The 13,157-nt window shown below is 70.2% G+C and carries 11 protein-coding genes; all 11 read left to right on the forward strand.

Annotated elements, in window-relative coordinates; all coding sequences use genetic code 11:
- Nucleotides 1-6 precede the first annotated feature (6 nt).
- Nucleotides 7-1,077, forward strand: a complete 1,071-nt coding sequence (gene thrC, locus ACFVX4_RS22360) for a threonine synthase (protein ID WP_389980108.1) — start codon at nt 7-9, stop codon at nt 1,075-1,077.
- A 322-nt stretch (nt 1,078-1,399) separates the two neighbouring features.
- Entirely contained in the window at nt 1,400-2,317 is a 918-nt protein-coding gene (gene thrB / locus ACFVX4_RS22365) for a homoserine kinase (protein WP_389980110.1), read from the forward strand.
- Between the two features lie 385 nt (nt 2,318-2,702).
- Entirely contained in the window at nt 2,703-4,739 is a 2,037-nt protein-coding gene (gene rho / locus ACFVX4_RS22370) for a transcription termination factor Rho (RefSeq protein ID WP_389980112.1), read from the forward strand.
- A 331-nt stretch (nt 4,740-5,070) separates the two neighbouring features.
- On the forward strand, nt 5,071-6,174 hold the full coding sequence (locus ACFVX4_RS22375) for an LCP family protein (RefSeq protein WP_389980114.1): 1,104 nt from the start codon (nt 5,071-5,073) through the stop codon (nt 6,172-6,174).
- A 142-nt stretch (nt 6,175-6,316) separates the two neighbouring features.
- The gene (gene rpmE, locus ACFVX4_RS22380) at nt 6,317-6,541 is read left to right on the forward strand and encodes a 50S ribosomal protein L31 (protein WP_019764351.1); all 225 of its coding nucleotides are present in this window, start codon (nt 6,317-6,319) and stop codon (nt 6,539-6,541) included.
- A gap of 155 nt (nt 6,542-6,696) precedes the next feature.
- Nucleotides 6,697-7,773, forward strand: a complete 1,077-nt coding sequence (gene prfA / locus ACFVX4_RS22385) for a peptide chain release factor 1 (protein WP_389980116.1) — start codon at nt 6,697-6,699, stop codon at nt 7,771-7,773.
- Nucleotides 7,774-7,813: 40 nt separating this feature from the next.
- A complete protein-coding gene (prmC, locus tag ACFVX4_RS22390; RefSeq protein ID WP_189542181.1) occupies nt 7,814-8,659 on the forward strand; it encodes a peptide chain release factor N(5)-glutamine methyltransferase in 846 nt (281 codons plus the stop codon).
- Nucleotides 8,660-8,723: 64 nt separating this feature from the next.
- The gene (locus tag ACFVX4_RS22395) at nt 8,724-9,371 is read left to right on the forward strand and encodes an L-threonylcarbamoyladenylate synthase (protein ID WP_389980118.1); all 648 of its coding nucleotides are present in this window, start codon (nt 8,724-8,726) and stop codon (nt 9,369-9,371) included.
- Entirely contained in the window at nt 9,368-10,009 is a 642-nt protein-coding gene (locus ACFVX4_RS22400) for a protein-tyrosine-phosphatase (RefSeq protein ID WP_389980120.1), read from the forward strand. Before ACFVX4_RS22395 ends, ACFVX4_RS22400 begins: the two co-directional genes overlap by 4 nt.
- A 171-nt stretch (nt 10,010-10,180) precedes the next feature.
- Nucleotides 10,181-11,446 carry a serine hydroxymethyltransferase gene (gene glyA, locus ACFVX4_RS22405; protein ID WP_389980122.1) on the forward strand — a complete coding sequence of 422 codons (1,266 nt, stop codon included), beginning with the start codon at nt 10,181-10,183 and terminating at the stop codon, nt 11,444-11,446.
- A gap of 129 nt (nt 11,447-11,575) precedes the next feature.
- Nucleotides 11,576-12,961, forward strand: coding sequence for an MraY family glycosyltransferase (locus ACFVX4_RS22410; RefSeq protein WP_389980124.1), 1,386 nt, complete (start codon nt 11,576-11,578; stop codon nt 12,959-12,961).
- The last annotated feature ends 196 nt before the right edge of the window (nt 12,962-13,157 follow it).

The following is a 13,157-nucleotide window of genomic DNA, read 5'->3' on the forward strand; positions in this document are numbered from 1 at the left end:
GGACCCATGACCAGCAAGGGCACCCACCAGTGGCGCGGCATCATCGAGGAGTACCGGGACCGCCTTCCGGTCACGAGCACGACGCCGGTCGTCACGCTTCGTGAGGGCGGTACACCGCTCGTCCCCGCTCAGGTCCTCTCCGAGCGCACGGGCTGCGAGGTGCACCTCAAGGTCGAGGGCGCCAATCCCACCGGTTCCTTCAAGGACCGCGGCATGACGATGGCCATCACCCGGGCCAAGGAGGAGGGTGCGAAGGCCGTCATCTGCGCCTCCACCGGCAACACCTCCGCCTCCGCCGCCGCGTACGCGGTGCGGGCGGGCATGGTCTGCGCCGTCCTCGTGCCGCAGGGCAAGATCGCGCTCGGCAAGATGGGCCAGGCGCTGGTGCACGGCGCCAAGATCCTCCAGGTCGACGGCAACTTCGACGACTGCCTGACGCTGGCCCGCTCGCTCTCGGACAACTACCCGGTGGCGCTGGTCAATTCGGTCAACCCGGTCCGTATCGAGGGCCAGAAGACCGCCGCGTTCGAGATCGTCGACGCGCTCGGCGACGCCCCGGACATCCACGTCCTCCCGGTCGGCAACGCGGGCAACATCACCGCGTACTGGAAGGGCTACAAGGAGTACGCGGGGGACAGCATGTCCACGCACACCCCGCGCATGTGGGGCTTCCAGGCCTCCGGCTCCGCGCCCATCGTCCGCGGCGAGATCGTCAAGGACCCGTCGACCATCGCCACCGCGATCCGGATCGGCAACCCGGCCTCCTGGCAGTACGCGCTGGACGCCCGGGACGAATCGGGCGGTTTCATCGATGAGGTGACGGACCGCCAGATCCTGGCCGCCTACCGGCTGTTGGCCTCCCAGGAAGGCGTCTTCGTCGAGCCCGCCTCGGCCGCCTCCGTCGCCGGCCTGCTGAAGGCCGCCGAGGAGGGCAAGGTCAACCGCGGCCAGAAGATCGTCTGCACGGTCACCGGTAACGGCCTCAAGGACCCCGACTGGGCCGTCGCGGGCGCACCGCAGCCGGTCACCGTCCCCGTCGACGCGGCCACCGCCGCCCAGAAGCTGGGCCTCGTCTAGGTCCGACCCCGACTCGCCGGACAGGATCTACGGCCTGGCCGGCGGATCAGGCAAGAACCCAGCTGAACCGCCCCTTTTCGGGGCGGAGAGCGCATAGGAGGCGTGCGACACGCATCGTGCGCCTCCCGTGCGCCCTATGTCGCCACAGAACCTTCCTTCGATAAGCTGTACTCAACCCGCCCCGCCGCATCTGCCGCGGTGCATGGGCCGTTGTGGCCGTCGGGTCCCTCGGAATTCCCATCCCCGTCACCACGACCTCCCGCCACCACGGAGAAAACGCTTCACCACCCCCCGCTGCCACACAAGGAGAGTCGTCCAACCGATGGCCGGTCCCGCCTTCCGAGCCGCCGCCGTCCGGGTGCGCGTCCCCGCGACCAGCGCCAACCTGGGCCCGGGTTTCGACGCCTTCGGCCTGTCGCTGGGGCTGTACGACGACGTCGTCGTCCGAGTCGCCGACTCCGGACTGCACATCGACATCGCGGGTGAGGGTGCCGACACGCTGCCCCGCGACGAGCGCCACCTCCTCGTACGCTCCCTGCGCACGGCCTTCGACCTGCTCGGCGGACAGCCCCGCGGTCTGGAGATCGTCTGCGCCAACCGCATCCCGCACGGACGCGGTCTCGGTTCCTCCTCCGCCGCCATCTGCGCCGGCATCGTCGCCGCCCGCGCCGTGACGACCGGCGGTGACGCCCGGCTCGACGACGCGGCGCTGCTGGAACTCGCCACCGAGATCGAGGGCCACCCCGACAACGTCGCGGCCTGCCTGCTCGGCGGCTTCACACTGGCCTGGATGGACGGCGGATCGGCGCGCGCGATCAGGATGGACCCCGCAGGATCCATCGTTCCGGTGGTTTTCGTACCCAGCAAGCCGGTCCTCACCGAGACCGCCCGCGGACTGCTCCCGCGCACGGTCCCGCATGTCGACGCCGCCTTCAACGCCGGCCGTGCCGCACTCCTCGTCGAGGCGCTGACCAGGCGCCCCGAGCTGCTGCTCACCGCCACCGAGGACCGGCTGCACCAGGAGTACCGCACCCCGGCGATGCCCGAGAGCGTGGAACTCGTCAACCGACTGCGCGCGGACGGCGTCCCCGCGGTCATCTCCGGTGCCGGGCCGACCGTGCTCGCACTGGCCGAGGACGGTGCGGCCGACAAGGTCGCACAGCTGGCGGGCGTGGGATGGGCGGCCAATCGCCTCGCTCTCGACGCCCCGGGGGCGAGTGTGCTGCCGCTCGCCCCGTAGCCGAGAAGAGATTGCCGGTGAGTGAGAGGGGGAATGTTTGTTGGAGCCGGTAGTGTTAACCTCAAGTCTGCAACCGACGTCTATGTGGCGCGTTGCTTCGTGTCCCTTTCCGGGACCACCAATTCTTCCGGGAGCCTCCCCAACTGCCTGAGCAGCCTGCCTGAGCAGTTTCGTGCACGCTCCGGAACCGGCACGACACCCCTCGCTTGTCCAGGAGTGGGCCGAGCAGGGGGATGCTCGCGCCGGGCCCTTGCACACCTTCATCTCTCCGCCGTACCCGGCGGACCACCGCCCCGGCACGGTCCGCAAGAAAAAGACCGCAGTCGGACAGCACAACCGGTCGCCGAGCCAGAAGGCCGACGTCCGCTCCAGGGAAGGACCCTTCGTGAGCGACACCACCGATCTGATGGGCGTGACTGCCGACAAGAGCGTCGACAGCGCCGCGCCCGCCGAAGGTGCTGCCACTGGCACCACCGCACGGCGCCGCCGCTCCGGCACCGGCCTTGACGGCATGGTCCTGGCCGAGCTGCAGCAGGTCGCGTCCGGCCTCGGCATCAAGGGCACTGCGCGGATGCGCAAGGGCCAGCTGATCGAGGTCATCAAGGAGGCGCAGGCCGGTAGCTCCGCTGCGCCCAAGGCCGCCGCGCCCGCCGCGGCGACCGAGACCAAGCCGAAGCGCCGTGCCACCTCCAAGGCGCGCACCGGGGACGAGTCCGCGGCTGCCGCGCCCGCCGAGAAGGCCGCGGCCCAGCAGCAGATCGACATCCCCGGCCAGCCGGCCAGCGACGACCAGCCCACGGGCGAGCGCCGTCGGCGCCGTGCGACCGCGCAGGCGGGCAGCCCGGAGAGCAAGGCGGAGAGCAAGGCGGAGAGCAAGTCCGCCGAGGCCAAGACGGAGACGCAGGCCGAGCCCAAGGGCGACGACCGCGCCGACGCCAAGGCCGAAGCCGCCGCCGACACGGCCGAGGGCCGCCGCGGCGACCGCCAGGACCGCGGTCAGCGCGGCGACCGGGGCGACCGCCAGGACCGCGGCGAGCGCGGGGAGCGCCGCGACCGTCAGCGCGACCGCAGGGGCAAGGGCGACGAGCAGGGCGGTGGCCAGGGCCAGCAGGGCGGCCAGCGTCAGCAGCGCCAGAGCCAGGGCCAGCAGGGCGGCGGCCCGCAGGACGACGGGTACGACGACGAGGGCGGCCGTCGCGGCCGTCGCGGCCGCTACCGCGACCGCCGTGGCCGCCGTGGCCGCGAGGAGTTCGCCAACGAGGTCCCGGTCTCCGACGACGACGTCCTGATCCCCGTCGCGGGCATCCTGGACATCCTCGACAACTACGCGTTCATCCGGACCTCCGGCTACCTGCCGGGCCCGAACGACGTGTACGTCTCGCTCGCCCAGGTCCGCAAGAACGGCCTGCGCAAGGGTGACCACGTCACCGGTGCGGTGCGCCAGCCCAAGGACGGCGAGCGCCGGGAGAAGTTCAACGCCCTGGTCCGCCTCGACTCGGTGAACGGCATGGCGCCCGAAACCGGCCGCGGCCGCCCGGAGTTCCAGAAGCTGACCCCGCTCTACCCGCAGGACCGGCTCCGTCTGGAGACCGACTCCAACGTCCTGACGACGCGGATCATCGACCTGGTCGCCCCCATCGGCAAGGGCCAGCGAGGCCTGATCGTGGCCCCGCCGAAGACCGGCAAGACCATGATCCTGCAGGCGATCGCCAACGCGATCACCGTCAACAGCCCCGAGTGCCACCTGATGGTCGTCCTGGTCGACGAGCGTCCGGAAGAGGTCACCGACATGCAGCGGTCGGTGAAGGGCGAGGTCATCTCCTCGACCTTCGACCGTCCCGCCGAGGACCACACCACCGTCGCCGAGCTGGCCATCGAGCGCGCCAAGCGTCTCGTCGAGCTGGGTCACGACGTGGTCGTCCTGCTGGACTCCATCACCCGTCTCGGCCGTGCGTACAACCTCGCGGCCCCCGCCTCCGGCCGCATCCTGTCCGGTGGTGTCGACTCGACCGCGCTGTACCCGCCGAAGCGCTTCTTCGGTGCCGCGCGCAACATCGAGGACGGCGGTTCGCTGACCATCCTGGCCACCGCGCTGGTCGAGACCGGCTCGCGCATGGACGAGGTGATCTTCGAGGAGTTCAAGGGCACCGGCAACATGGAGCTCAAGCTCGACCGGAAGCTCTCGGACAAGCGCATCTTCCCGGCGGTGGACGTCGACGCGTCCAGCACCCGCAAGGAAGAAATCCTGCTCGGCAGCGACGAGTTGGCGATCGTCTGGAAGCTGCGCCGGGTGCTGCACGCGCTCGACCAGCAGCAGGCGATCGAGCTCCTCCTGGACCGGATGAAGAAGACCCAGTCCAACGCGGAGTTCCTGCTCCAGATCCAGAAGACGACGCCGTCCCCGGGCAACGGCAACGACTGACGTCGTACCGGATCGGCTGAACCACAGGGCCGTGCGCATGTGACGCAGCCGACCCGGTCGCCGTGGTCGATCCGAGACCTTTGCCACATGCCGGACGTGCCACCGGGCCCCGTCGCGATGCCTGTACCGGACAAGAAACCGCAGGTGAGCGGGGAATCACCGGCTGTCCACCAAGGCCGGATGTCCGTTTCGTCCTCACACGGAAACAACAGGTGGCTGTGCAACCCTTCTTCGTGTCACGGCGTCGTACGAAGTACCGACAAATCGACGATCCAGTGCCCGAACACCGCTGCTGGGGGTAGCCGGGGAAGCTGACGACCGAAGGAGATCCATGACCGAGCAGAACGGGAGCGGCGGCCGAATACGCCCCACCGGCAAGCGCCGGAAGAAGCCCTCCCGTCGCCGCAGGGCGACGGTGATCGCCGCCTGGACCGTGGCCGGTGTCGTGGTCGTCGGCGGTGCCGGACTGGGATACGCCTACGTCAAGCTCAACGGCAATCTCAAGGCCGTCGACATCAACGCCGCACTCGGCAAGAACCGCCCCGACAACGTCGACAACGGCTCCCAGGACATCCTGGTGCTCGGCTCGGACTCCCGGTCCGGCGCGAACTCCGAGTACGGCGCCGACGAGGGCGCGGCCCGCTCCGACACCGCGATGGTCCTGCACGTCAACAAGGGCCACAGGACGGCCTCCGTCGTCTCCATCCCGCGAGACACCCTCATCACCCGCCCCGACTGCACCAGCGACACGAACGGGCAGACCGTCGCGGGCCAGCAGCGCGCGATGTTCAACACGGCGTACGAGGTCGGCGGACCGGCCTGCGCGGTCAAGACCGTCGAGGCCATGTCCGGCATTCGCATGGACCATTACCTCGAAGTCGACTTCACCGGCTTCAAGAAGCTCATCGACGAGCTGGGCGGCGTGAAGATCACCACCACCGAGGCGATCGACGACCCGAAGAGCCATCTGAAGCTCGAACCCGGCACCCACACCCTCGACGGGGAGCAGTCGCTGGGCCTCGTCCGTACCCGCAAGAGCGTCGGAGACGGCAGCGACCTCGGCCGTATCCAGCTCCAGCAGGCGTTCATCAAGGCACTGATGGAACAGGCCAAGAGCGTCGGGGTGTTCTCGAACCCGAAAACCCTGTACGACCTCGCGGACACGGCCACCAAGACCATCACCACCGACTCCGACCTGGGCTCGGTCACGGAACTCACGTCCTTCGCGAACGGTCTCAAGGGGCTCGGCTCGAAGAACGTCCACATGGTCACCCTGCCCGTGCAGTACGACCCGGCCGACCCGAACCGCGTCGTACCGCTGGACGCCGCTGCCCGGCAGGTGTGGACCGCGCTCGCCCAGGACAAGGCCATCCCCGCCTCCGCCACCGAGAAGTCGGCCGGCGACAAGGGCGACGCGGGCAGCGTCGTACGGTGACCGGGCGGGCCGGGAATAGTTGCGGCCCGCCCCCGGTTTTGGGAGATACGGCCGGTCCTGGCAGACTGGTACGTCGGCCCCGGTTCACGGACGCGCAATCCGCGCGTACGACCCGGCGCCCTCCCGAACCTAGGAGAAACCCTTGAAGCGCGACATCCACCCCGAGTACGTCGAGACGCAGGTCAGCTGCACCTGTGGCGCGTCGTTCACCACCCGGAGCACCATCGACGGCGGCACCATCCGCGCGGACGTCTGCTCCGAGTGCCACCCGTTCTACACGGGCAAGCAGAAGATCCTCGACACCGGTGGCCGTGTGGCCCGCTTCGAGGCCCGCTTCGGCAAGGCCGCCGGCTCCGCCAGCAAGTAGCGAGCCACTGCGCCGGTTCCTGGCGCCCTCTTCCGGGGGCGTCGGGACCGGCGTTTTTTCCGGCCGGGGGTACGCGACCCCGTTCCGTATCCCCGCCCGGCCGGCATCACGCCGTCCAGCAGGCACGCCCGAGTGAAGAAACCAGGAGCCCGAAGATGTTCGAGGCGGTCGAGGAACTGATCGGCGAACAGACCGATCTGGAGAAGAAGCTCGCGGACCCGGCGGTCCACGCCGACCAGGCCAACGCGCGCAAGCTCAACAAGCGCTACGCCGAGCTGACCCCGATCGTCGCGACGTACCGCTCCTGGAAGCAGACCGGGGACGACATCGAGACGGCCCGCGAGTTCGCCGCCGACGACCCCGACTTCGCCGCCGAGGTCAAGGAGCTGGAGAAGCAGCGCGAAGCGCTCACCGAGAAGCTCCGCCTCCTCCTGGTCCCGCGCGACCCCAGCGACGACAAGGACGTGCTCCTGGAGATCAAGGCGGGCGCGGGCGGCGACGAGTCCGCCCTGTTCGCCGGCGATCTGCTGCGCATGTATCTGCGCTACGCCGAGCGCGTCGGCTGGAAGACCGAGATCATCGACTCCACCGAGTCCGAGCTCGGCGGCTACAAGGACGTCCAGGTCGCCGTGAAGACCAAGGGCGGCAACGGCGCCACCGAGCCCGGCCAGGGCGTGTGGGCCCGGCTGAAGTACGAGGGCGGGGTGCACCGCGTGCAGCGGGTGCCGTCAACCGAGTCGCAGGGCCGCATCCACACCTCCGCCGCCGGTGTGCTCGTCACGCCCGAGGCCGAGGAGGTCGAAGTCGAGATCCACGCCAACGACCTCCGTATCGACGTCTACCGCTCCTCGGGTCCCGGCGGCCAGTCCGTCAACACCACGGACTCGGCGGTCCGCATCACCCATCTGCCGACCGGCGTCGTCGCGTCCTGCCAGAACGAGAAGAGCCAGCTCCAGAACAAGGAGCAGGCCATGCGCATCCTGCGTTCGCGACTGCTCGCCGCCGCCCAGGAGGCCGCCGAGCAGGAGGCCTCGGACGTACGGCGCAGCCAGGTGCGCACGGTCGACCGTTCCGAGAAGATCCGTACGTACAACTTCCCGGAAAACCGGATCTCGGACCACCGCGTCGGCTTCAAGGCGTACAACTTGGACCAGGTGCTCGACGGCGACCTGGATTCCGTGATCCAGGCGTGCGTCGACGCCGACTCCGCCGCCAAGCTCGCCGCCGCGTAAGCAAAGCCCGCCCAGCCCGTAAACCGTACGGAGAACCGCGATGAACCTGCTGCTCGCCGAGGTGGCCCAGGCCACCCAGCGGCTGGCCGACGCCGGTGTGCCCTCGCCGCGATTCGACGCGGAGGAACTCGCCGCGTTCGTGCACGGCGTCAAGCGGGGCGAGCTGCACCGGGTGCCGGACGCGGACTTCGACGCCCGCTACTGGGAGGCCATCGCCCGCCGCGAGGCCCGCGAGCCGCTCCAGCACATCACCGGCCGCGCCTTCTTCCGCTACCTGGAGCTCCAGGTCGGACCCGGTGTCTTCGTCCCCCGCCCGGAGACCGAATCGGTCGTCGGCTGGGCGATAGACGCCGTGCGCGCGATGGATGTCGTCGAGCCGGTCGTCGTCGACCTGTGCAGCGGATCGGGCGCCATCGCCCTGGCCATGGCCCAGGAGGTGCCGCGCTCGCGCGTGCACGCGGTCGAGCTCTCCGACGACGCCATCGAGTGGACCCGCAAGAACGCCGACGGATCCAGGGTCACCGTCCACCAGGGAGACGCGCTGACCGCCCTCCCCGAGCTGGACGGCCAGGTCGACCTGGTCATCTCCAACCCGCCGTACATCCCGCTCACCGAATGGGAGTACGTGGCACCCGAGGCCCGCGACCACGACCCGGAGATGGCCCTCTTCTCCGGCGAGGACGGCCTCGACACCATCCGCGGTATCGAACGCACCGCACACCGCCTGCTGCGCCCCGGCGGCCTCGTCGTCATCGAGCACGCCGACACCCAGGGCGGCCAGGTGCCGTGGATCTTCACCGAGGAGCGCGGCTGGGCGGACGCGGCCGACCACCCGGACCTGAACAACCGGCCGCGGTTCGCCACGGCCCGCAAGGCCATGCCGTGACCGACGGCCACCACGCGCACGACCCGTACCCGTCATACCCGTACACGCTTGAGGAGGCCGGCTGATGGCACGGCGATACGACTGCAACGACGCGACCGACCGCACGACGGGTCTGCGTGAGGCCGCGTCGGCCGTCCGCCGCGGCGAACTGGTCGTGCTGCCCACCGACACCGTGTACGGCCTCGGTGCGGACGCCTTCAGTTCCGAGGGCGTCACCGATCTGCTGGACGCCAAGGGCCGCGGTCGCAACATGCCGACCCCCGTCCTGATCGGCTCCCCGAACACCCTGCACGGCCTGGTCACCGACTTCTCCGAGCAGGCCTGGGAGCTCGTCGACGCCTTCTGGCCCGGCGCCCTCACGCTCGTCGCCAAGCACCAGCCGTCGCTCCAGTGGGACCTCGGGGACACCCGCGGCACCGTCGCCATCCGGATGCCGCTGCACCCGGTCGCCATCGAGCTGCTCACGGAGGTCGGCCCGATGGCCGTCTCCAGCGCCAACCTCACCGGCCACCCGGCTCCCGAGGACTGCGACGCCGCCCAGGAGATGCTCGGCGACTCCGTCTCCGTCTACCTGGACGGCGGCCCGACGCCCGGCATCGTGCCCTCGTCGATCGTCGACGTGACCGGCAAGGTCCCCCTGCTGCTGCGCGCCGGTGCGCTCTCCGTGGAGGAGCTCCGCAAGGTGGTACCCGACCTCGAGGTGGCCAATTGACCGCCCCTGAGGGGCGTGGCATAGCGGGGCGGGCCGACTCTTTCCGCATCCTCCACGTCAGCACCGGCAACGTCTGCCGCTCACCGATCACCGAGCGGCTGACCCGCCATGCCCTGGTGGACCGCCTCGGCGATCCGCTCGGCGGCGGACTGATCGTGGAGAGCGCGGGCACCTGGGGCCACGAGGGCGCCCCCATGGAGGCCAACGCCGAGACCGTCCTCGCCGACTTCGGCGCCGACACCACCGGCTTCGTCGGCCGGGAACTGCTCGACGAGCACGTGATCCGCGCCGACCTGGTGCTCACGGCCACCCGTGACCACCGCGCGCAGGTGATCTCGATGGGGCACTCGGCCGGCCTGCGGACCTTCACCCTCAAGGAATTCACCCGGCTGGTCCGGGCGATAGACCCCGCCACGCTGCCCGACCCGCGGGACGAGGGCGTCGTCGAGCGCGCCCGCGCACTGGTCCGCGCCGCGGCGGCGCTGCGCGGCTGGCTGCTGGCCCCCACCGCCGAGGCGGACGAGGTGTACGACCCGTACGGTGCCCCGATCACGTTCTTCCGCTCCGTCGGTGACGAGATCAACCAGGCCCTCGACCCGGTCGTCACGGCCCTGACCGGCGTACCCGCACCGCACTGACGGGCGCCCCCGCGCCATCGCGTCCGCGCCACTCCGACCGGCGTACGCACCGGCCGGGCACCCCAGGGCCCAACGGGTGCACCACGGCGCCGCACAGCAGGCAGGAGGCCCTTCGCGGGCCTACATTGGAGCTGACGCCAGCGCACCCCTCCCCAGGCCCGGAGCCCATCGATGCCGGTCACCACCCCAGCCGCACCGCCCTCCGCCCCCGGGTCCGCCCTGCCGCAGGACTTCGACGCCCTGCTCCGGGAGGATCCGGAGATCGCCGCCGTGCTGCTGGGGGAGCTGCACCGCCAGTCCAGCACCCTGCAGCTGACCGCCGCCGAGAACTTCACCTCGCCCGCGGTCCTCGCCGCCCTCGGCTCACCCCTCGCGAACAAGTACGCCGAGGGCTACCCCGGTGCCCGCCACCACGGCGGCTGCGAGCAGGCCGACGCCGCCGAACGCATCGCCTGCCGCCGCGCCACCTCGCTCTTCGGCGCCGAACACGCCAACGTCCAGGCGCACTCCGGCTCCTCCGCTGTCCTCGCCGCGTACGCCGCCCTGCTCCGCCCCGGCGACACGGTGCTCGCGATGGGACTTCCGTACGGGGGACATCTCACCCACGGTTCGCCCGCCAACTTCTCCGGCCGCTGGTTCGAGTTCGTCGGCTACGGGGTGGACTCCGAGAGCGGCCTCATCGACTACGAACAGGTGCGCGCCCTGGCCCGTGCCCACCGCCCCAAGGCGATCGTGAGCGGCTCCATCTCGTACCCCCGCCACCCTGACTACGAGCTGTTCCGGGAGATCGCCGACGAGGTGGGCGCGTATCTCATCGCCGATTCCGCGCACCCGATGGGGCTGATCGCCGGGGGAGCGGCGCCGAGCCCGGTGCCGTACGCCGACGTGGTCTGCGCGACCACGCACAAGGTGCTGCGCGGTCCGCGCGGCGGGATGATCCTGTGCGGTGCGGAGCTGGCGGAGCGGATCGACCGGGCGGTCTTCCCGTTCACCCAGGGCGGCGCGCAGATGCACACGGTCGCCGCGAAGGCCGTCGCGTTCGGGGAGGCGGCCACCCCGGCGTTCACGACGTACGCGCACCGGGTGGTCGCCCACGCCCGGGTGCTGGCGGCGGGCCTGGAGGCGGAGGGCTTCGAGGTCACCACGGGCGGCACGGACACCCACCTCATCGTCGCGGACCCGGCCCCGCTGGGCGTCGACGGACGGACCGCCCGCGCCCGGCTGGCGGCGGCGGGCCTGGTGCTGGACACCTGCGCACTGCCGTACGGGGACGCCCGGGGCATCAGGCTCGGTACCGCGGCCGTCACCACCCAGGGCATGGACGACGGCGACATGGCCCGGCTGGCGGTGCTCTTCGGGACGGCGGTGCGTGAGGAGGACGACATCCGCGCGCAGGTGCGGGAGCTGGCGGAGAAGTATCCGCCCTACCCGGGGTAGCGGCCCCGGGCGTCCGGTGCGGAACCGATCGGCCCGCTCACTGTGTCTTCGGTCATGAGGCCTGCGCAGCGCGGCCGTCCCTGACTGCCGGACGGTTTAAGGTGTGGGCTGAGATGGCCGGCGAAATCTATGGGGCAGCCCGTGCGTGATTACCTGCTGACGCTCTGTGTCACGGCCGCGGTGACCTATCTGCTGACCGGTCCGGTGCGTAAGTTCGCCATCGCGATCGGGGCGATGCCCGCGATCCGTGCGCGTGACGTCCACCGAGAACCGACACCGAGGCTCGGTGGCATCGCCATGTTCGGCGGGCTGTGCGCCGGACTGATCGTCGCGGCCCATCTCCACAACCTCGACTGGGTCTTCCAGCTCTCCACCGAGCCGCGGGCACTGCTCTCCGGCGCTGCGCTGATCTGGCTGATCGGTGTCCTGGACGACAAGTTCGAGATCGACGCCCTGATCAAGCTCGGCGGGCAGATGATCGCCGCCGCGGTCATGGTCATCCAGGGTCTGACGATCCTGTGGCTGCCGATCCCCGGTGTCGGCACCGTCGCGCTCACCCAGTGGCAGGGCACGCTGCTCACGGTCGCCCTGGTCGTCATCACCATCAACGCGGTCAACTTCGTCGACGGTCTGGACGGTCTCGCGGCGGGCATGGTGTGCATCGCCTCCGCCGCGTTCTTCCTCTACACGTACCGGCTCTGGTACGGGCACATGATCGAGGCGGCGGCCCCGGCGACGCTCTTCACGGCGATCCTGATGGGCATGTGCCTGGGCTTCCTGCCGCACAACATGCATCCCGCGCGCATCTTCATGGGCGACTCGGGCTCGATGCTGATCGGCCTGGTGCTCGCGGCCGGGGCGATCTCCGTGACGGGCCGGGTCGACCCGGACACGATGACGCTCTTCGCGGGCAGCGAGCGCGAGGCCACCCACGCGATGCTGCCGGTCTTCATCCCGCTGCTGCTGCCGCTGACGATCATCGCGATCCCGGCCGCGGACCTGGTGCTGGCGATCGTGCGCCGTACGTGGAACGGCCAGTCGCCGTTCGCGGCGGACCGCGGCCATCTGCACCACCGGCTGCTGGAGATCGGCCATTCGCACAGCAGGTCCGTGCTGATCATGTACTTCTGGTCGGCTCTGATCGCCTTCGGGGCGGTCGGCTACTCCGTGCACTCGGCGTCCCTGTGGATCGTGCTGGTGATCATGGGGATGAGCACGCTGGGTCTCGTACTGCTGCTGATGCCCCGCTTCACCCCCCGGGCGCCGTACTGGGCGGAACGCTTCGTACCGCCCCGCTACCGCCGTAGGCGTGGCAAGGGTGAGGCTCCCGAGGCGGCAGCCTCATCGGCGCCCGGGGCCCAACAGGGGCCGCTGGAAAGCCGGATGGGGCAGACGGAGCCCGAGTCGCAGGAGCGCAGCCCGGTCGTCGTGGGAGTCTCCGGCGTCAACGGGGCGACTGCCATCGGCCCTCGTTCGCGTTTTTCGGACAGAGACAGGGCTGAATCCGCACGCTGAGAACCGGGCATCAAGGGGCATTACCAGACAACGCATTGAGTTGCCTTGCTCACATGCGCGAATTCACTCTCACGTGTGACGGTGAGCACACTTTCTTGGTAAAGACCTCATCAAATAGTTTGTGATACCGTTCACGAAGCCCGGTGACGGAGCCGAAGGACCTGAGTAGCACGGTCCATTGGCGTGAGGCATCGAC

This window comes from Streptomyces sp. NPDC058240 (assembly GCF_042882135.1).
Lineage (GTDB): Bacteria > Actinomycetota > Actinomycetes > Streptomycetales > Streptomycetaceae > Streptomyces.